The 18,008-nt window shown below is 65.5% G+C and carries 16 protein-coding genes; 11 read left to right on the forward strand and 5 right to left on the reverse strand.

Annotated elements, in window-relative coordinates:
- From AADZ55_RS16125 to AADZ55_RS16140, 4 genes are all read right to left on the reverse strand, one after another.
- Complete coding sequence (locus tag AADZ55_RS16125; RefSeq protein WP_085324420.1) at positions 1-429, reverse strand: nuclear transport factor 2 family protein; 429 nt, start codon at positions 427-429, stop codon at positions 1-3.
- A 41-nt stretch (positions 430-470) separates the two neighbouring features.
- On the reverse strand, positions 471-2,039 hold the full coding sequence (locus tag AADZ55_RS16130; protein ID WP_242670026.1) for an AMP-binding protein: 1,569 nt from the start codon (positions 2,037-2,039) through the stop codon (positions 471-473).
- Between the two features lie 4 nt (positions 2,040-2,043).
- Positions 2,044-3,132, reverse strand: coding sequence for an aromatic ring-hydroxylating oxygenase subunit alpha (locus tag AADZ55_RS16135; protein ID WP_085324418.1), 1,089 nt, complete (start codon positions 3,130-3,132; stop codon positions 2,044-2,046).
- 116 nt (positions 3,133-3,248) lie between these two features.
- Positions 3,249-5,633: a CoA transferase gene (locus AADZ55_RS16140; RefSeq protein WP_423202321.1), complete on the reverse strand. Its 2,385-nt coding sequence runs from the start codon at positions 5,631-5,633 to the stop codon at positions 3,249-3,251.
- 61 nt (positions 5,634-5,694) lie between these two features.
- Here AADZ55_RS16140 and AADZ55_RS16145 point away from each other — a divergent pair, with 61 nt between their 5' ends.
- Positions 5,695-6,516 carry a FadR/GntR family transcriptional regulator gene (locus AADZ55_RS16145; RefSeq protein WP_085324536.1) on the forward strand — a complete coding sequence of 274 codons (822 nt, stop codon included), beginning with the start codon at positions 5,695-5,697 and terminating at the stop codon, positions 6,514-6,516.
- Positions 6,517-6,575: 59 nt separating this feature from the next.
- On the opposite strand, the gene AADZ55_RS16150 is transcribed toward AADZ55_RS16145, so the two are convergent.
- Positions 6,576-7,421, reverse strand: coding sequence for an LLM class flavin-dependent oxidoreductase (locus tag AADZ55_RS16150; RefSeq protein ID WP_085324416.1), 846 nt, complete (start codon positions 7,419-7,421; stop codon positions 6,576-6,578).
- A gap of 72 nt (positions 7,422-7,493) precedes the next feature.
- Here AADZ55_RS16150 and AADZ55_RS16155 point away from each other — a divergent pair, with 72 nt between their 5' ends.
- From AADZ55_RS16155 to AADZ55_RS16200, 10 genes are all read left to right on the forward strand, one after another.
- Positions 7,494-8,546 (forward strand): acyl-CoA dehydrogenase family protein, encoded by a 1,053-nt coding sequence (locus AADZ55_RS16155; RefSeq protein WP_085324415.1) that lies wholly within the window; start codon positions 7,494-7,496, stop codon positions 8,544-8,546.
- The gene (locus tag AADZ55_RS16160; RefSeq protein WP_085324414.1) at positions 8,543-9,670 is read left to right on the forward strand and encodes an acyl-CoA dehydrogenase family protein; all 1,128 of its coding nucleotides are present in this window, start codon (positions 8,543-8,545) and stop codon (positions 9,668-9,670) included. The genes AADZ55_RS16155 and AADZ55_RS16160 overlap by 4 nt, the downstream gene beginning before the upstream one ends.
- Positions 9,667-10,824 carry an acyl-CoA dehydrogenase family protein gene (locus tag AADZ55_RS16165; protein ID WP_207569052.1) on the forward strand — a complete coding sequence of 386 codons (1,158 nt, stop codon included), beginning with the start codon at positions 9,667-9,669 and terminating at the stop codon, positions 10,822-10,824. The genes AADZ55_RS16160 and AADZ55_RS16165 overlap by 4 nt, the downstream gene beginning before the upstream one ends.
- Entirely contained in the window at positions 10,821-11,750 is a 930-nt protein-coding gene (locus AADZ55_RS16170) for an acyl-CoA dehydrogenase family protein (protein ID WP_085324413.1), read from the forward strand. Before AADZ55_RS16165 ends, AADZ55_RS16170 begins: the two co-directional genes overlap by 4 nt.
- The gene (locus AADZ55_RS16175) at positions 11,747-13,213 is read left to right on the forward strand and encodes a class I adenylate-forming enzyme family protein (protein ID WP_085324412.1); all 1,467 of its coding nucleotides are present in this window, start codon (positions 11,747-11,749) and stop codon (positions 13,211-13,213) included. The genes AADZ55_RS16170 and AADZ55_RS16175 overlap by 4 nt, the downstream gene beginning before the upstream one ends.
- Positions 13,214-13,838: 625 nt before the next feature.
- Positions 13,839-14,807 (forward strand): 3-oxoacyl-[acyl-carrier-protein] synthase III C-terminal domain-containing protein, encoded by a 969-nt coding sequence (locus tag AADZ55_RS16180; RefSeq protein WP_085324411.1) that lies wholly within the window; start codon positions 13,839-13,841, stop codon positions 14,805-14,807.
- Positions 14,804-15,721, forward strand: coding sequence for a diiron oxygenase (locus tag AADZ55_RS16185; protein ID WP_085324410.1), 918 nt, complete (start codon positions 14,804-14,806; stop codon positions 15,719-15,721). Before AADZ55_RS16180 ends, AADZ55_RS16185 begins: the two co-directional genes overlap by 4 nt.
- The gene (locus AADZ55_RS16190) at positions 15,711-15,989 is read left to right on the forward strand and encodes a hypothetical protein (protein WP_085324409.1); all 279 of its coding nucleotides are present in this window, start codon (positions 15,711-15,713) and stop codon (positions 15,987-15,989) included. The genes AADZ55_RS16185 and AADZ55_RS16190 overlap by 11 nt, the downstream gene beginning before the upstream one ends.
- Entirely contained in the window at positions 15,986-16,918 is a 933-nt protein-coding gene (locus AADZ55_RS16195) for a hypothetical protein (protein ID WP_085324408.1), read from the forward strand. Before AADZ55_RS16190 ends, AADZ55_RS16195 begins: the two co-directional genes overlap by 4 nt.
- Positions 16,915-18,006, forward strand: coding sequence for an SDR family oxidoreductase (locus AADZ55_RS16200; RefSeq protein ID WP_165759359.1), 1,092 nt, complete (start codon positions 16,915-16,917; stop codon positions 18,004-18,006). The genes AADZ55_RS16195 and AADZ55_RS16200 overlap by 4 nt, the downstream gene beginning before the upstream one ends.
- Positions 18,007-18,008 lie beyond the last annotated feature (2 nt).

Here is an 18,008-nt window from a genome sequence, read left to right on the forward strand (position 1 = left end):
TCACATGACGAGCGGAAACCGGCTCGGAACCGAATCCCAGTGCAGTTCACGGGAAGTGAAGTACCACCCGCCCCGCTCGTAGCTCAGCTGATCCCGGTAGGTCCCGGTGGCCAGCAGGGTGGCGTCGCCATATCCGCTGACCGCGAAAAGCACGGCGGCACAGCGCTGGATCGCATTGACCCCGTCGACGTGGATCTCGTGGTCGAGGGTGACCAGGCGTTGCCCATTGCCGCCGTCGAAGGCCGAGCTCAGATCGTCGACCGGCTCGCCGTCACGGGTGTAGCTGGCACCGGCGTGGCGGAACGTGGCGATCCAGGTGTCGCGGTCGCCATCGGAATAGGCCCGATTGTGCCGGGCGGACAGATCCAGGATGGCGGCGCGGGCCGTTGCGGCGTGCAGCATTTGCTCCTGCTGATAGGTCATGGTCATCGTGTGCTCAAGCCTCCCGCGAAACTGACGTAACACTAAACTCACCGGCGAACTACGTAGCCGTGGCGTTCACGGTCCCAGGCCCCCGGACTCAGCCCTCGGGCACGCAATTGATCTTTGCGTATCCGTCCGATGCCATTTTTCGGAAGCTCGTTGACCGTCTCGACAAACCGCGGCACGCAAAAGTAGGGCATCCGCACTGCGCAGAAATCGAGCAGTTCGGCACAATCCAGTGCAGCCCCAGGGCGCAACGTCACAATGAGGAGGATGTCGTCCTCGCCAACTTCACCGGGGACGCCCACCGCCGCGGCTTCGGCCACCGCCGGATGGCGCATGACGACGGTCTCCACCTCCACCGAGGAGACGTTCTCTCCGCGTCTGCGCAGCGAATCCTTCAGGCGGTCCACGAAAGTCAGACTCCGGCCCCCGTCTTCGCCACCGTCGATCCTGCCCAAGTCTCCGGTGCGGAACCACTCAGGGTGCCGATCCAGCCGCCCACCGTGACCTAGGTACCCTTCGCTCATTACGTGCGGATACCTAGCCCGGCAGGCGATCTCCCCGACCACTCCGGCCGGCAAGGCAACGCCGTCCTCGTCGACGATGCGCACGTCGAAATTCGGGTTGGGCCGGCCCGACGCTGCGGTGATCCCGTCATCGGCGACGCCTTTGACGGCGATGGGAAATGCCTCGGTCAGCCCATACATCGTGACGATGCGACAGCCGTAGCGCTCCTCGATCGCATGGTAGCGGCTCGCGTCGATGGGCGCAGCGGAGATGAACCGCAGCGGCAACCGCGCATCACGTGGATCGGCGGGAAGGTTCTGCAGCATCGAAACCATCGCGCCGGCGCCGACGAAACCGATTGCTCCATGGGCGCGCACGTCGTCCCACACCTCGGCGGGATGAAACGCACCGGCGAGCACGGTTGTCCCGCCCACCAGCATCGGGGACAGCACGCTGGGTGCCGCGCTCAAGTGGTAGAGGGGCATCGCGGTCCACAACACCTCGCCCGCGCGCAACTCCCAGGACGAGGCGACGGTCGCAGCCACCGAGAACAGGTAATGCCACGATGTGGCAACCGCTTTGGAAGCTCCGGTGGTGCCCGAGGTGAAGAACAGCGAGCCCACCTCCCCAGCCTCGGCAGAATCGTCCAGCGGGGCGGCATCGCGCATCAGCGCGCTGTTGAGTGAATCACCTTGCACCACAATATCGGCAATCGTTTCCAAGCTGGGCAGTATCGCGTCGACCCTGGGGCGTCGCTCTGGGTCGGTCAGGATCACCTTCGCCCGCGACAAGCGCAGGGCGTGCAGTAGGAAGTCGCCCTTGTTCGCGGCGTTCACCGCCGCGCTCACCGCGCCAATCCGTGCTGCACCCAGCCAGAAGTAGATCCATTCCGGGCAGGTCGCGGTGAACAGCGCCACCCGGTCGCCCCGGCCGACACCCAGGTCGGCTAGCACGTTCGCCGCCGCGCAGGACCGCCGTCGCATCTGCTCGAAGGTAACCTCGGTGCCGGCCACGCACATCATCACCCGATCGGGAAACTGCTCAGCTCGACGGTCCAGCACGGCCGGCACCGTGAAACGATCGACGCCGAAATTCGAGGGCGCCAAGGGATCAGGCCCCCCAGACCGCCGGGTCGGGTTCGCCCTCGGGCGTGTACCCAAAATCGGTCGGCGTGGGTTGCTCGCCCGGGTAGAAGCGGTGTGCCCAGCGGCGCAGGGCGGCATAGTCGTGCGCTTCCTCGGGCGCCAGGTTCGGCTTCTCCAGGTATTTCATGTTCTCCCAGGTGAAGAAGTCCTGTTTGATGACCTCTTGTTGGAGCGCCAAGAACTTGGCGGCGCGGCCGTTGGGCACACCGCCGGTGTCACCGGGCTCGCGAACGGAGGCTTGGGTGTAGAAGTAGTCGGTGTAGTCCTCGTCGACCGGTGTCTGCCCGGTGACCTGGACGGTGGCCACCAGGTCGCCGGGGAAGCGAACGACTCCCAACCCCAGCGAATAGTTGTCGTAGACGATCTTGGCGTCGACCGGACCATGCGGAGTCAACCAGGTCTTCGCCCGGCCGCCACCGAAGTTCGCGTTGACCGTGGCATGCAGGTGGTAGCCCGAAACCTCAAATGAGGCGGTGTTTGCCGGGTTCGCGGCCTTGTGTACGTACTGGACGTGGTAAGGGTCCGCGGCGTTCTCGATGATCATCTGCGGATGCACTTTGACTCGGTTGAGCATCCGACTGTGCGGGTGCAGCGGGTAGTACTCGCCGGTCTCCAGTTCCGGTAGCACCGGCGGTTGCCAGTACGGTGACCTACCGTGGCGCTCGTGCCAGACCAGGATGAAGCCGTACCACACAATGGTCGGGTAGGTACGGATCCGGACGTTGTTCTTACAGCCGATCTTGCTGTACGGGATCAGCGCGTTGGTGCCGTCACCACGCCAATGCCAACCATGCCAAGGGCAGACGATGTGTTCCCCCGCCACGGTGCCGCCGACGCCCAGATTCGCGCCGAGGTGCTGGCAGTAGGCGTCCAGCACGTGCACCGCGCCGGATCCGGTACGAAATAACACCAGCTCGGAACCGAAGTAGTGCAAGCGCTTGACCTCACCGGCGCCCAGGTCGGATGCGAAAGCAACGATAAACCACCCCGTCGGAAACCGGTACGAGGAGAGCGCGATCCCGCCCGGACCGAACTCCCGTTCCGACGGATCCATAGCGAGTTCTCCGTACTAGACGCTGGCGCGCCCTAGTTATTGTTACTATCTTAGTGCTTGCACGTCAACTTTTCTGGATTCGCTTTGTGGCGCAAGGACTTTCCCAACAATGACGGTCACACGCCACTGGGACGAGTACCGATCACCCCGCTGGTTGCCAAGCGCGCGAGATCCTCCCCGGTCAACCCGCACCGCTCCCGCAGCACCTCTTCGTTGTGTTCGCCGAGGGTGGGTGGCGGGCGCATGAGCCATTCGCGCTGGCCGGCGATGCGCGCGAAAGGTGGACACGGATAAAGTCCGGGGCCGGTCCGTGGGTGGATCAACGACTCGAAGAAGCCCCGAGCGCGAAGTTGGGGATTCTCAGTCACCAACGATGGTGATACCACCGGCGCGGCCGGAATGCCGGCGCCGGCCAGACGTTCCACCGTCGATGCCAGCTGCTGGCCGGCGAACCAGTCCTGTAGCCCACGGTCGATCTCGTCGGCCCGCGCCCGCCGTCCGGCCCCGGTGCACAGGCCGTCATCACACCAGGCCGGTCGACCCATCAGATCGACTAGCGCGCACCACTGCTGGTCGGTGGCGACCGTGACCGCAATCCACGCATCGTCGCCGTCGCACCGGTACAGGTTCTGCACCGCTGAACCCGAACCGCGGTTGCCCCGCCGGCTCAGTGTGCGCCCGAAGACCTCGGATTCGATCGGCTGGATTGCGGTCGCATTCAGCACCGTCTCGACCATCGGCAACTCGACCAGCTGACCCGAGCCGGTGCGTTCGGCGAAGTGCAGCGCGGCCAGCACCGCCCACGCCGCGTGCACGCCGGCCAGCGGATCACAGGCTCCGCGTGGGGTCACCGGTGGCTGCTCCGGCAATCCGGTCACCCAGGTCAGGCCACCGATCTGCTCCATGGTGGGCGCGAATCCGACTCGATCGCGCCACGGCCCGGCCAGCCCGAACGCCGGCATCCGGGCGACAACCAGCTTGGGGTTCACCGCTAGCAGCGCGTCGGCGGTGAGCCCGAAGTGGTCCATCACTCGCGGTGAGAAATTCTCGATGACTACGTCTGCGCCCGCCGTCAATGCGAGGAACAGCCTACGTCCTTCACTGGAGCCCAAATCCAATGTGACCGAACGCTTGTTGGTGTTCATGGCGTGGAACACCCAGCCGTATTCCCACCAGTCGTCCACGTCGGTGCGCATGCCGCCCGAGTAGCGAATACCGTCGGGCCGCTGGATCGATTCCACCTTGACGACGTCGGCGCCGAACGCGGCCAGTAGGTGGGTGGCGGCCGGCCCGGCCCAGAACGCGGTCAGGTCGACAATGTGAACCCCCGCCAACGGCAACCCCTGCGGTGCCGCGTGGTCCTCGGGTTCGCATTGGCGCCAAGGCGGTTGGTCGTTGTGCGCACCCAGGCCGGGCGTCGCACCTACCGGCGCGGGTGCACACCGCGACATCAGCCACGGTGGGCGGGGCTGGTGAAAGCCGGCGGGGTTGCGGACGAACACCCCGCGTTCGGTTATGTAGTCCATGTTCCCGATGGTGGCGCCATTGCCCAGCGCCGCGATCGGCAGCCGGAAAAGTTGCCCGAGCCCTACGATCTCCGCCACGGTCCGTTCGGCCATCCAGGGACGGATCAGTTCGCGAATGAGGTCACGGTATTGCCACCGGCCGATCTGAAAACGCAGCCGTTCGATCTCCTCGAGCTGCGGGCATTCGACCATCGCGGCGAAGTCGAGCCACTGTTGACCGGTGACCATCGTGATCCCGACGTAGCCGTCCTTGGCGGGTTCGATCGAGGGCACTTCGAGGGTGCGGGTTACCGGCGGGACCCGCAGCAACTGGGAATGCAGCCACTCGCTGCTCTGCATCAGGGTCATCGCCTCGAGCATCGATAGATCGAGATGTTCACCGCGGCCGCCGTGCTCGACGCGGCGGCGCACGGCCAGCGCGCCGAACGCGGCGAACACCCCGCCCATGTACTCCCCGAGGTCGCCGCCAATCGAGATGGGCGGCCCGGCCGGGTCCCCGCGAAAGCCGGGCGAGCCCGCCCAGGCTTGCAGCGTGAACTCGCTGGCCGCGCGATCGGCGAACGGGCCAGTCCAGCCGAAGTCGGAGATGGTGACGACGACCGCCCGGCCAGAGTCGGCCAACAGCCGCCGCGGATCGATGCCCAGGGCCGACGCCCGCGACCGGCCGGCGGTCACCACCACGACGTCGGCGGCGGCGAGTTCGGCGCGGTATCGCGTGGAATCGGGTGCGCAGGTCAGGCTCTGTTTGCCCGCGTTGAGATAGCTGAACAATGGTGAGCTAGCATCATCGGGCACCGGTGAGCAGGTGGCCGTGTACCGCCGCAGCGGATCTCCTTGCGACGGTTCGATTTTGCGCACCTGTGCGCCGGCGTCGACCAGCAGCTTCCCGCAGTAGCTGCCGGCTATGCGGTCACTGATCTCGACGACACGCAATTCGTCAAGCGGTGTCGGCCGTCGGCCCGACCCGTGAGTCACGCGGCTATTTATACCATTACTGCTAAGATAGCTAAGCCTGCTACTTCGTTGCGAGGATCGGATGACCGCCCTGGGAATTGGCCCCGAACCCCGCCGCCGGTTGTCGGCGCCGAGGATCGCCGAGATCGTAGCCGATGAATTGCGCCGCCAGATCATCAACGGTGAGCTATCCGACGGCGATCTGCTGCCCCGCCAGGAGGTGCTCGTCGAACAGTTCAATGTCAGCCTGGTCTCGCTGCGGGAAGCGTTGCGGATCTTGGAGACCGAGGGACTGATCTCGGTCCGGCGGGGTAACCGTGGCGGCGCCGTCGTGCACGCACCGGCCAAGACCAGCGCCGCCTACATGCTCGGCCTGTTGTTGCAAAGCGAGTCCGTCGCCATTGGCGACCTGGGTGCGGCGTTGCAGGAACTCGAGCCGGCCTGTGCCGCACTGGCGGCCCAACGCCCCGACCGCTCCGACACCCTGGTGCCGGAGCTCAAGCAGGTCAACGACACCATGGCCGAGCACCTTGACGACGGCCGGCGCTTCACCGAAATCGGCCGGCAATTCCACGATCTCATCGTCCGCGGCTGCGGAAATCACACCATTATCGCGGTCGTCGGCAGCCTGGAGTCGCTGTGGACCAGCCATGAACGCCAATGGGCCGACGAGAGCTCGGCGCGTGGTACCTACCCGTCGCTGGCCAAGCGCCGCGCGGTGCTCAATACCCATATCAAGCTGACCGAGACGATCGCGGAAGGCGACGTCGATCGGGCTCGGCGGATCGCGGGCCGCCATCTTGCCGACACGCAGACCTACGTCCTGGCGGGTCGAGGAGAACAACGGATCTATGCACTCTCGCCGCAGGCGTTGTCCCGCCCGCAAGACATCCGGCGCCCCTAGGGAGCCTGTCGAGAACCGCATTGGTCACCCGGTGATGCCCACCGGAGCCTGTCGGCACGCTACGGCGTGGGAAACGCCTTGATCACCGATTCGCCGAATTCGGCCAAGGTTTCCGGGACGGCGAAGTCGGCGAACCACACGTAGAAGCGTTCGACCCGCTGTGCGGTCAGGCCCGCGAAGTGTTCGATCAACTCGCCCGCATCCCCGCAGACCAGCCCAGACCCCAGGCGACCGTATCGCCGGGTGCTCACCTCTCGCACGGCACTCGGCTCGCTGTCGGACCGCACGAAGCCCACAATCTGCTGAACCGATATCCGCGCCGATCCGGTTGCCGAGGCCAGCCGGGGCAACCGATCCAGCTTGTCCGCCTGCAGATTCCACCAATCCGCATATTTAGCAACGAGTTCCATCATCCGCGGCCCGCTACCGCCAAGGATCAACGGGATCGGATGGGCGGGCTTGGGCGATTGACTTACCTCGCTATCCGCCCAATACTTCCGGATCAGGGCCAGGTGGCGCTCGAGTTGTTCGACCCGGGCCACCGGATCCTGCTGACCGACGCCAAATCTGGCGAACTCCGCCGGCCAGGACCCCGAACCCAGGCCGAGGTCGAATCTGCCACCCGACGCCGCTGACAGGGTAACGGCTTGTTTGGCGAGCACCGCCGGATGCCGGAACGCATCGCAGAGCACCAGGTGGCCGATCGTCAGCCGCTGCGTCTTGGCCGCCACCCAGGTTGCGATGCCCATTGCCTCCCAGATGTTTTCATCGGGCCGCCCGGGCGCCTCCAGGTGGTCGATGAACGCGACGCCGTCGAATCCACTGGCCTCGGCGTTGCTCGCGCGCTCCACGACGTCGGCTATCGACAACCGGATCTGCGGCAAGAACAAGTGCCATTCGACCATGCGCCCACCCAAGTTCTCTGTGCGATTGCGTCCGGATCGCTAGTTTACTATTTTTATTATGTTAGGGGTCTTATGGATGTCGGTCTGACTTCGGAGCAGCTGGGGCTGCGCGACGCCGTACGCGCCATCCTGCGTACCGAGTGCCCGCCCGAGGCCGCCCGGCAAGCGATGTCAGATCCCGAGCGTTGGCGCACCCTGTGGAAGACGGTGGTCGACCTCGGCTGGGCGGATCTGGCGGCGCCCGACTCATCCGACGATTTTGGGCCCGTCGAGCTCGTGGTGGTTCTCGAGGAATGCGGGGCCGCCATCGCACCGATCCCATTGTTGAGCAGTGTCGGCCTGGCCGCCGGTGTGCTACGTGCCTGCGGCCCGGCTCTCGACGGGATGCTCGCCGACATCGCCGGCGGTGTAGTCGCCACCCTGGCGGTGCACTCCCCCGGACGCCGGCTGCCCGGGGCGCCCATGACGCTGCGGCAGGGGCGCCTGCGCGGCCGCGCGGTCGCGGTCCCCAACGCGACGCGCGCGGAGCTGACCGTCACACTGGCCTCATCCGGTGCCGGTGTCCTCGCCGCTGTCGCGCGCAGCTGCGACGGCGTGCGGATCATCGCGGGTGACTCGACCGACCCCGCACAGCCGGTCGCCGATGTCGAGATCGACACCGAACCCGTGGCCACCGCACCGGTGGACATCGAATCGGCCTTGGCAGCACCGCTGCTCGCGGTGGCCGCCGACCTGGTCGGCGTGGCGAGCGCGGTGCTGCACCGGAGTGTCGAGCACGCAAAATCGCGGCATCAGTTCGGCAAGCCGATCGGCGCATTCCAGGGCATCAAGCACGCGCTGGCCGACAACTACGTTGGCCTCGAGCGCGCCCGCAGCCTCACCTACGCGGCGGCTGCAAGTCCCACAGCCGACTGGACCGCGGCAGCACTGGCCAAGGCGGCAGCCGGCGACGCCGCCATCAACTGTGCACGCACCGCCGTCCAGGTGCACGGCGCACTGGCGCAGACCTGGGAACACGACATCCACCTCTACGTCCGGCACGCCTGGCAGAGCGCCGCGCTGCTGGGCGACAGTCGCGCGCTCTACCACGAGGTGGGCCGCCGCTTTGCCGGAGGCGCGACATGACCACGGTGACCCCGGTGGTCCCAATAGTTCGCGAATTTGCCGCGTGGCTGGCGGACTTTCTGCCCAATGACTACTACCAGCAATACCGCCACTACCGTTGGGATCTCGCGCTGCGGCGCAACTATCAGCGGGCCGCATTCGAAGCGGGATGGCTACAACCGACCTGGCCCCGCGAGCTCGGCGGTCGATCGCTCGGTTTGCGTGACGCGATGGAGATCCGGCTCGCGGCGGCAACCCGGTCCGCACCCAAGCTACCCAATATCGCCGGGCCCAACGTTGCCGCGCCCGCCATCCGCCAGTTCGGTACACCCGCGCAGATCGAGCGTCTGCTGATACCCCTGCTGCGTGGCGACGAATGGTGGGCGCTGGGCATGTCCGAGCCGGAAGCCGGATCGGATTTCGCCGGACTACGCACCCGCGCCGAGCGCGACGGCGACGTGTTCCGCGTCAAGGGCAAAAAGATCTGGACCACCCAAGCCCACCAGTCCCGTTGGTGCACGCTGTATGTCCGCACCGACCCGGCCGCGCCGAAACACCGCGGCATCTCCTGCCTCATCCTCGACCTGCAGTCGCGCGGGGTGAGAATCGAACCCATCCGGATGGCGTCGAGCTTCAACAGGACCTCCGACGAGACGTTCTGCGAGGTCTTTCTGGACGACGTCGAGGTGCAGGTGGACAACCTGCTGGGTCCGCGCCACGGCGGGTGGAACGTTGCGCTGTCGTCGTTGCACCATGAACGCCAGATGATCTGGATCATGAACTGGGTCGAGATCAAGCGCGGACTCCACTCAATACGCGGGGCTTGCAACGCCGAGGACATCTACACCGAGCTCGGCTCGCTGCTCGCTGACGCCGAAGCCCTACGCGCTACCGGATACCGCGCCCTGAGCAATGAACTCGCCGGCCGGCCCAGCCCGGAAGCCGACATTCTGAAACTCCTCGGGTCGGTGACGCTACAACGAGTTTGGGAACTGAGTGCGGGGGCCTCAGGACCAGCTTCGATCGGCGACCCCGATCTGCTCTTCGAACGCCAGGACGCCCTGGCCGCGACCATTTACGGCGGAACATCGGAGATCCAGCGCACCATCATCGGCGAACGGCTGCTCGGGCTGCCGAAGGGATGACGACGATGGACTACGAACTCGGCGACAACGCTAGCCAATTGCGGAAGAGCCTGCGGAGCTTGATATCTACTCACATACCCGTGAACTTCCTCGGCGCCTGCACCGACGATCCTCAAGACTTTGCCACCACCGAGTCGTTCTGCAAGCTGCTGGTTGACGCGGGGTTGCTGGCCCTGGCCTGGCCGAAAAAGTATGGGGGCGGCGGTGGTTCGGTTTGGCAACAGACCGTGCTGCGCGAGGAAATGTGGGCTCACCACGAACCGCGCGGTCCCCAGTACATGGGCATCAACTGGGTCGGGCCGGCCATCATGCGTTACGGGACAGCGGAACAGAAGGCCAAACACCTAGGGGCCATAGCATCCGGCGAAGTGGTTTGGTGCCAAGGTTTTTCCGAGCCGGAGGCCGGAACGGATTTGGCGTCGCTGCGGACCCGCGCCGTACCGGACGGAAAGGGGTGGCGCATTACCGGCCAAAAGGTATGGACGTCATACGCCCAGATGGCATCCTGGTGCGTGCTGGCGGCCTGCACCCATCCCGACGCCCCTAAGCCCAAACGCCTCACCCTGTTCCTGATCCCGATGGCGCGACCCGGTTTCACGGTCCGGCCGATCCCCTCGATGCTGGGCCCCCATCACCTCAACGAGATATTCCTCGACGGAGTGCAGGCATTCTCCGGCGATGTGCTGGGCGAGCCCGGCGACGGCTGGCGGGTGATGCGCGAAGCGCTGGCATTCGAGCGCGTCGGCATCGCGCGCTACGCGCGGTGCGAATCGCTACTGGACCGGATGCGCACAGAGCTCGGCGACGACTGGGACCGGCTGCCGGAATCGATTCGCGCCCGCTGGGTTCGCGCCCTCGTCGACTTGCGGGTGGCCAGGCTGTTGGCGTATCGAGCCGTGTCACTGCAGGACGACCCGGCCGCGACTGCAGCGGCCAGCGCCGCCCGAATTGCCGCCACCACCTGCGATCAACAGGTCGCCGAGCTGCTTTTCGATGTGGTCGGTCCGTCAGCGTTGGACAGCGGGGCGTCGGCCGCGCTGCACGGGGCGATCGAAGATCATTGGCGCTACGCGCAGGCGGCCACCGTCGCGTCGGGCACCATCGAAGTACAGCGCATGTTGGTGGCACGTGACGTCTTGGGAGCAAATCGGTGAATACCGAACTGCCGCAGGATATTACCGATTTCGCCACTGTCGCCGCCAAGCGACTGGCCCGGCTGGGCGGGCCGCAGGCGGCACTGCAGGCCGAGACCGACGACAGCGTGCGGCACGCGGCACGCGATGCCCTTCGTGAGGTCGGTGCGTTCGAGCTCGACGCCCGATCCGGGTCCGACGACCTGCTGGCCGCGGCGGTGCTCTGCCAGGCCGCCGGCGCGACCGCGCTACCCTATCCGCTCGTCGACGAGCTGCTGGCGATCGACGGGGACCGACTGGCGTTGGTGAATCCCGAGGCGCCCCGCATCGACCACGGGGATCTACCCGGAGCATGGATCGCCGCCGACCTCGACGGCAACCGCTACCACCCGCAACGTAGATCCCGAACCAACGCCAAGTTGGGCCCGTTTCTGGTCCCGGCCACCCTGAGTTCGCCCAACGGCACGGTGCCGGCCGCCGACGTCACCCTGCATCTTGTGCTGGGGTCGTGGCAGATTCTGGGCGCGATGCGGCGGTCAGTGGAGATTGTCACCGCGCACGTGCGCGCGCGGGTTCAGTTCGGCAAACCGCTGGCCGATTTTCAGGCTGTCCGGTTTGCGGTCGCCGATGCCTCCGTCGCCGTGCGTGGCCTGCACGAACTCGCCAAATACACTGTCTGCCGGCCGGAATCTACAGCAACACAAATTCATTCGGCCGACGCCCTCGTTCTTCGGCTCAAAGCCGCCGACACCGCGCGGCAGGTGCTGCGCACGACCCACCAACTGCTCGGCGCCCTGGGTTTCTGCGACGAGTCCGACGTCAGTGTGCTCGACCGGCACACCCAACCGCTCATCCGATTGCCGTTGGGGGCCGAGGGATTAAGCCTGCGTTTGATCCCCGACCTCAGAGACGGATACCTCGAAACGCTGTTCAGCGGGCCAGTGTGACCGCCGATCCGCTAGCCGACGGAATCCCGTTCGGGACCAAACTCCACGAGCTCGCTCGACGCCGGACCGACTCGCCAGCCTTGACCACGGTTGCCCCCGACGGCACCGCCCAATCGGTTACCTTCGGTCAGCTCGATGCCGGTGCCAATCAATGGGGACGAGCGCTGGCCGCCAGCGGCGCCGAAACGGGTTCCTATGTGGCCCTTCCGATCCCGAATTCGCAACACCTGGTGCTGGCCACGCTGGGATGCTGGAAGATCGGCGCGGTTCCCATTCCCATGCACTGGGATCTGCCCGAGTGGGAGCGAAATCGGGTGCTTGCGGTAGTCAACCCCGCCGTGGTCGTCGACGACCAGCACCGGTGGAAGCTGGCTGCCCGCGCCGCCGACGAGTCCGAAAGCCCGCTGTTCACCGCAATTTCCCCGATGGCCAACGGAATATGCAGCAGCGGATCGACCGGCGTACCCAAGGTGATTCTCAACCTGGCACCGTCGGTTTGGATACCCCAGCACGGCGAGCCATTCTTGGCGGCCTGGGCACCGGTCGCCCAGCCGCAGACCATCATGGTGCCCGCGCCGATGTACCACACCAATGGTTTCGCCACCTTCTTGTTCTTGCTGGCCGGTGACCATCTGGTGGTACTCGAAAAGTTCGACGCGGCACTGGTTGTGGACGTGATCGAGCGGTATCGGATCACCAACTTCACGGCCACGCCCACGATGCTCAAGCGCATCGCGGCCTTGCCCGACATTCGCCAGCGGGACTTGTCCAGCATCGTCTTCATCCTGCAGGGCGCAGCGGTGATGCCACCCTCGCTGCTGCAGACCTGGTTTGAGCTGCTCAGCCCGGAGCAGATCGTGACGGCCTACGGCATGACCGAGAATCTTGGACTGACCGCGTTGCGCGGCGACGAGTGGTTGGCGCATCCGGGCAGCGTCGGACGCGCGTTCCGCGACACCGAGATCCGGATTCTGGACGCCGAGAAGAGGCCACTGGGCCCCGGCGAAGACGGCGACGTCTACCTGCGCGCGCCGATGAGTGCCGGATACCGCTATCTGGGTGTGGCGGCGCCGCTGCCGTGCACCGAGGACGGGTTTCGTTCCGCCGGCGATATCGGCCACCTGGACGCCGACGGCTACCTCTACATCATCGACCGCCACGCCGACATGATCGTCACCGGCGGCGCCAATGTCTTTCCGGCGGAAGTGGAGTCCGCGCTCGCCGGGCACCCTGAGATCGCCGATGTCGTGGTCATCGGCATTGCGGACCCGGACTGGGGCCGCCGGGTGCATGCCGTGGTACAAGTCGCGGCGCCACTGACCGAGCAGCAGGTGATCGACTACGCCAAGAGCCGGCTTGCCCCGTACAAGGTCCCCAAGACGGTGGAGTTCGTCGACGCGATTCCGCGCACCGCGGCTACCAAGGTCAACCGTTCGGCGATGATCGCGGCCCGGGGCGGGTGAACGCCGCGCCGCAACTACCCGTCAGGCCTGTGACCAGGAAATTTAATCGTCGAGTAATGGCTTCCTACCAGTGTCCGGGCAAGATTCGCAGCTGAGGGAAGGGAATCGATCACTCGGAAGGCGAAGCTGCGAAGTGGCAGCGACGCCGATGGCGGTCGACGTGGAGGCGAAGTTCAAACGATGGCACCCATCTACTAAGGAGCAGCAAAGCAATGCTGAGTCCTCAGCTCCACCATCCCGATCTCGTCATCGACGCTGCCGAGGCACCCGTCGCGCGCGCCTGGATGGTTGGCGTGAGCACGTTGCTGATACGCCTTCTGAGGACTGAGTTCGAGGGAAACTCTTCTTGGCAATGACCTATACACCCTATGGGATATGGGTCAAGTGTGAAATTAACCGTTCCACATCATATTAACGTCACAATGCGCGTCTATGGATACCCCGTATAGGTACATTGCTGTGCCCCGGCGGGAGGACAACAGCACTGGAGAAGAAAGAGTCCGATGACACAGGCCAGCAGGACGATCGCACGGTTTGGTGGCGCAACCGCACTCGGAATGTCGCTTGTAGCTGTGGCTGCGCAGATGGCGGCGGCGTTTTATGAACTGAACTGCGAAAGCCCGGCATGGTAGTGGCATACGTCGATGCATTTGTCTATTCGCTCGGTGAGCGGAAGTGCGACGTCCGCGACTCGGCGGCGGCGGGCAGGCTGGTGTCAAGCGCGGAGGATCTGGAGTCCGCTGGGTTCCGCTGGCATCATGTGTGCGAACCCTCAACCGGGCCATACGATCTGGCCAAGGCGGTGACCACCGAGCTTGCCGATACGGTCGGTTTGGCGGATATCGACGCGATCATCTATCCCACCTGTCTTCCGGTCAATGGCAACGTGGGCAGCCCGCAGATGTGGGAGCGCACCGGCGACGTCAAGTACCTGATGGACTTCCCGGCCAGCCGGCTTCAGGCCGACTTCGCAATGGACGGTGCGGTCGTCATCGGCCTCAACCAGCAGGGCTGCACGGGAATGCTGGGAAGCATCCGGCTCGCTGCGGCGCTGCTTGCCGCGGAGACCGAATGGCAACGGGTCCTGTGCGTCACCGCGGACAGCTTCCCGGAGACGGCGCGCTACGAACAGGCGTACAACCTGATATCTGATAGCGCGGCCGCCTGCATCGTCACACGCGAGCAGCGCGGGTTTCGTTATGTCGGCGCCCATCAGATCACCAACGGCGGGCTCGTCGGAGCGGATGACGACGCGACGGTTGGCACCTTCTTCACCTACACGCATCGGGTCGTCACCGAAACCCTGACGCGCAACGGGCTGCGGATCGACGATTTGGACTGGATTGTCACGCAGAACACCAACGACAAGGCGTGGCAGGTTCTGGCCAGGTTCCTCGGCGTGGACATAGCCAAGGTCTGCTTCACCTCGCTCGCCGATGCCGGCCACGCGATCTCGGCCGACCAGGTGATTAACCTGGTCGAACTCATCGGATCCGGCCGGGTGCGTCCCGGCCAGCGACTAGCGCTCGTCGTGGCGGGCTCGGGTCTGACCTACCAGTGCGTCATCCTCGAAGCCACGCGGGAGTTCGCATGACGAACGGCGCTGTGAACTCCAGTCCACGGCGGTTGCGTGATGCCCTCGCCACCATGGGTGAGACCTCGGCCCGACTCAGCCACCTGTCCCGGAAGTCTTATCAAAATCCGTACACGGCGGTGGAATGGCCCGAAGCCGTACATCCGGAACGGGACTGGTTCAGCACCCCGGAGTATCTGAGTCTTTACGGCACGGCCATCTGGGACGAATTGGCCGAACCTACCCGTCGACTGCTCGCCTTCCACGAGGCGGCGAACTTCTACAGCCTGAACATCCACGGCGAGAAGTCGCTCATGCAGGGATTGGCGGCCCGCCTCTACCGCCGTGACCTGATGGACGTCGCCGACTACCTGCATCACTTCCTCGACGAGGAGAACAAGCACAGCATCTACTTCGGCGGGTTTTGCACCCGGTACGCCCAGGTGTACCGGACGCGGCAGCTCGCGCTGGATCATGAGCGGCCGCCGAGCGACGTCGAAGACTTCCTCTTCTTCGCCAAAACGATGATCTTTGAAGAGATCGTCGACCGCTACAACTGGGTCCAGGCCCGAGACACCCGACTGCATCCGATCGCCAGGTTCATCAACCACAACCACCACGTGGAGGAGGCTCGGCATCTCGTTTTCGGGCGCCGGCTGGTGACCTTGCTGTGGGAGACATGTGCTCCCTGTTGGGACGAGGCCATGATCGCCGACGTGCGCGACCAGCTGGTGCAGTTCTTCGTCGCGAGCTGGCGGGAGTACTACAACCCAGATGTCTTCGCCAATGTCGGGTTCAAAGATCCATGGCAGCTCGCCGACGACGCGTGGGGAGCCGACCAACAGCGGGAGCACCGGCGTGCGGTGTCCACCAAGTGTCTCGACTTCTTGCTGTCCAACCAGATCCTCACCGAGGAGCCAGCCGATGCGTTCTGAACCAGAAATCCGAGAGGCGTTGCGCCGCTGGGTGCTCGCCAAGGCGACGGGGCTGCAGCCGGTGGAACTCACCGACCAGACCCCGCTGTTCGAACAGCGCCATGTCCGCTCGGTACACGTGCCGGAGTTGCTGCTCCTACTGGAACGGTTGCGGGGCGCTCCGATCGACGTCGAGGATCTCCGTCCGGGCGACTTTCGAAACATCGACACGCTGATGCGCCGGTTCGGCGACCCGAGCCCCGCCGCGCCGCAGGGGTTGGCGACATGAGCCCGCCAACCCGGCTGGCGGCCGAGGAACGCGCCGCCGCTCTGGCCCGGCTGGGGCTCGTCTGGCAGGTTTCGGGCCAGGCCGGTTTGCGCGGACAACTGCTTGGTCTCGCCGAAGAGTGTGACCGCGCCTTGCAACGGATTAGCGCGGTGTGGCAGGCGCAGGAGGAGCGCCACCCGGCGACCCTGGCCGCGGACGTCTTGCAGCGCATTGACTATCTGGGGTCATTCCCACAACAGGCGACCTTCGCGGTCCGGCTGGATCCGCAGGAGACGAACCTCGACGAGTTTGTCGCCGGCCCGGTCGTCGACGAGGCCGGCCACGTTGCCGTGACCCGCCTATCGCCGATCCGCGAGGTCCTCACCCCGGCGGCCTGCTACCACGTGTACGCGGCCCACCAGGGTGAGACGCTCGACGGCCCGCTGTACGTGACCACGCGCAATACCTGCTTCCGCCAAGAGACGGTCTACGAGCCGCTGCGGCGGCTGCGGAGCTTCACGATGCGGGAGATCGTGTGCTTGGCTGACAAGGCCGAGACCAGCAGCTTCGCCGAGGCGGCGCGCGAGCTGATCGGCCGGTTCGCGACGCTCATCGAGGTGCCGATCCGCTGGCAGCCCGCGACGGACTGCTTCTTCCGACCGGCGCGCAACCCAAAATACCTGTTCCAGCGCCTAGAACCGGTTAAACAAGAAGCCACGTATGGCGACGGTCTGGCCATCGGGTCGGTGAACGTGCACCACGACCATTTCGGCGCGGGATTTGAACTGAGCTGGGCCGGCGAGCCGGCAAGCACCGCCTGTTTGGCTTTCGGCATCGAGCGATGGTTGTTCGCCATCACCGACCGGCACGGCATGGACCCGTCGTCTTGGCCCGATCTGGAAAGCGCCGCGGTGTCGGTATGTGCGGACGCGGCGGGGGTGCGCCGATGATCGGTACCACCGTGCTCACCGGTGCCGACGGCTACGTCGGGCACAAGATCGCCGCCGGGCTGCTCGAGCACACCGACGACCGGTTGATCCTTACGGTGCGGGCGAGCAGCCCAAGCGAGCTGTCCACCAAGCGGGCCAGGCTACAGGCGCTGCTTGGTCCGGCGCTGGATCGCCGGACCACGATCGTGCCGGCGGATCTGCGGGAGGCAGACCCGCTAGGCGACCTGGACACCAAAGGAGTAACGGCGGTGGTGCACACCGCCGCGGTCATCCGGTTCAACGTTGAGCGGGACTTGGCCCAGCGGACCAACGTCGACGGCACCGCTCGGGTCTGCGAGTTCGCGTTGCGCTGCCCCGACCTACGGCGTCTGGCGATCATCTCCACCCTCTACACGGCGGGAAAGCATCAGGGCAGGATCGCTGAGGCGCCCCTTGCCGACGCCGGGTTCGTCAACGACTACGAGTGGTCGAAGTGGGCTGCCGAACAGCACGCGCTGGCCACCTGCGCCGATCTACCCCTGTCGATCCTGCGCCTGCCGACCATCATCGCCGACGACCTGACCGGCACGGTCACCCAGTACAACGCCTTCCACAACACGGTAAAGCTGTTCTTCTACGGGTTACTCACCGTCGTGCCGGGCGCCAAGGACACCCCGGTCAGCGTGGTCACCGCCGCGTTCGTCGCCGCCGCGATCGCCACTCTCCTCGATCCGCGCAAGCCCGGCGGTGTGTTCCACGTCTGCCCCGAGCACAAGAACAACGCGACAGTCGGCGAGCTGGTCGACACGGCGTACACGGTGTTGGAGAGCGACGAGGGATTCCGTCGACGCAGGATCCTGCGGCCGCTCTACTGCGACCCCGAGAGCTTCAAGGACCTCGTCGAGGGCGCACAGGCGCTGCGGAAGGGGCCCATCAAGGAGTCGCTGGACTCAGTGTCTTCCTTCGGCGAGCAACTCTTCCTGCCGAAGGACTTCGCCACCGACGCGCTATATGCGGCGTGGCCGGAACCCGTGGTCGAGGATCCCCTCGCTCTCGTAACTGCAACCGTTTCCCATCTCGTCGCCACCCGCTGGGGACGAAATTCTTGACA

It is taken from the genome of Mycobacterium decipiens (genome assembly GCF_963853665.1).
Taxonomy (GTDB): Bacteria; Actinomycetota; Actinomycetes; order Mycobacteriales; family Mycobacteriaceae; genus Mycobacterium; species Mycobacterium decipiens.

Coding starts and splice junctions, on each gene's coding strand:
- AADZ55_RS16125 (WP_085324420.1), bottom strand. CDS start 429: ATGACCATGACCTATCAGCAGGAGCAAATGCTGCACGCCGCAACGGCC.
- AADZ55_RS16135 (WP_085324418.1), bottom strand. CDS start 3,132: ATGGATCCGTCGGAACGGGAGTTCGGTCCGGGCGGGATCGCGCTCTCC.
- AADZ55_RS16145 (WP_085324536.1), top strand. CDS start 5,695: ATGACCGCCCTGGGAATTGGCCCCGAACCCCGCCGCCGGTTGTCGGCG.
- AADZ55_RS16150 (WP_085324416.1), bottom strand. CDS start 7,421: ATGGTCGAATGGCACTTGTTCTTGCCGCAGATCCGGTTGTCGATAGCC.
- AADZ55_RS16155 (WP_085324415.1), top strand. CDS start 7,494: ATGGATGTCGGTCTGACTTCGGAGCAGCTGGGGCTGCGCGACGCCGTA.
- AADZ55_RS16160 (WP_085324414.1), top strand. CDS start 8,543: ATGACCACGGTGACCCCGGTGGTCCCAATAGTTCGCGAATTTGCCGCG.
- AADZ55_RS16165 (WP_207569052.1), top strand. CDS start 9,667: ATGACGACGATGGACTACGAACTCGGCGACAACGCTAGCCAATTGCGG.
- AADZ55_RS16180 (WP_085324411.1), top strand. CDS start 13,839: ATGGTAGTGGCATACGTCGATGCATTTGTCTATTCGCTCGGTGAGCGG.
- AADZ55_RS16185 (WP_085324410.1), top strand. CDS start 14,804: ATGACGAACGGCGCTGTGAACTCCAGTCCACGGCGGTTGCGTGATGCC.
- AADZ55_RS16190 (WP_085324409.1), top strand. CDS start 15,711: ATGCGTTCTGAACCAGAAATCCGAGAGGCGTTGCGCCGCTGGGTGCTC.
- AADZ55_RS16195 (WP_085324408.1), top strand. CDS start 15,986: ATGAGCCCGCCAACCCGGCTGGCGGCCGAGGAACGCGCCGCCGCTCTG.
- AADZ55_RS16200 (WP_165759359.1), top strand. CDS start 16,915: ATGATCGGTACCACCGTGCTCACCGGTGCCGACGGCTACGTCGGGCAC.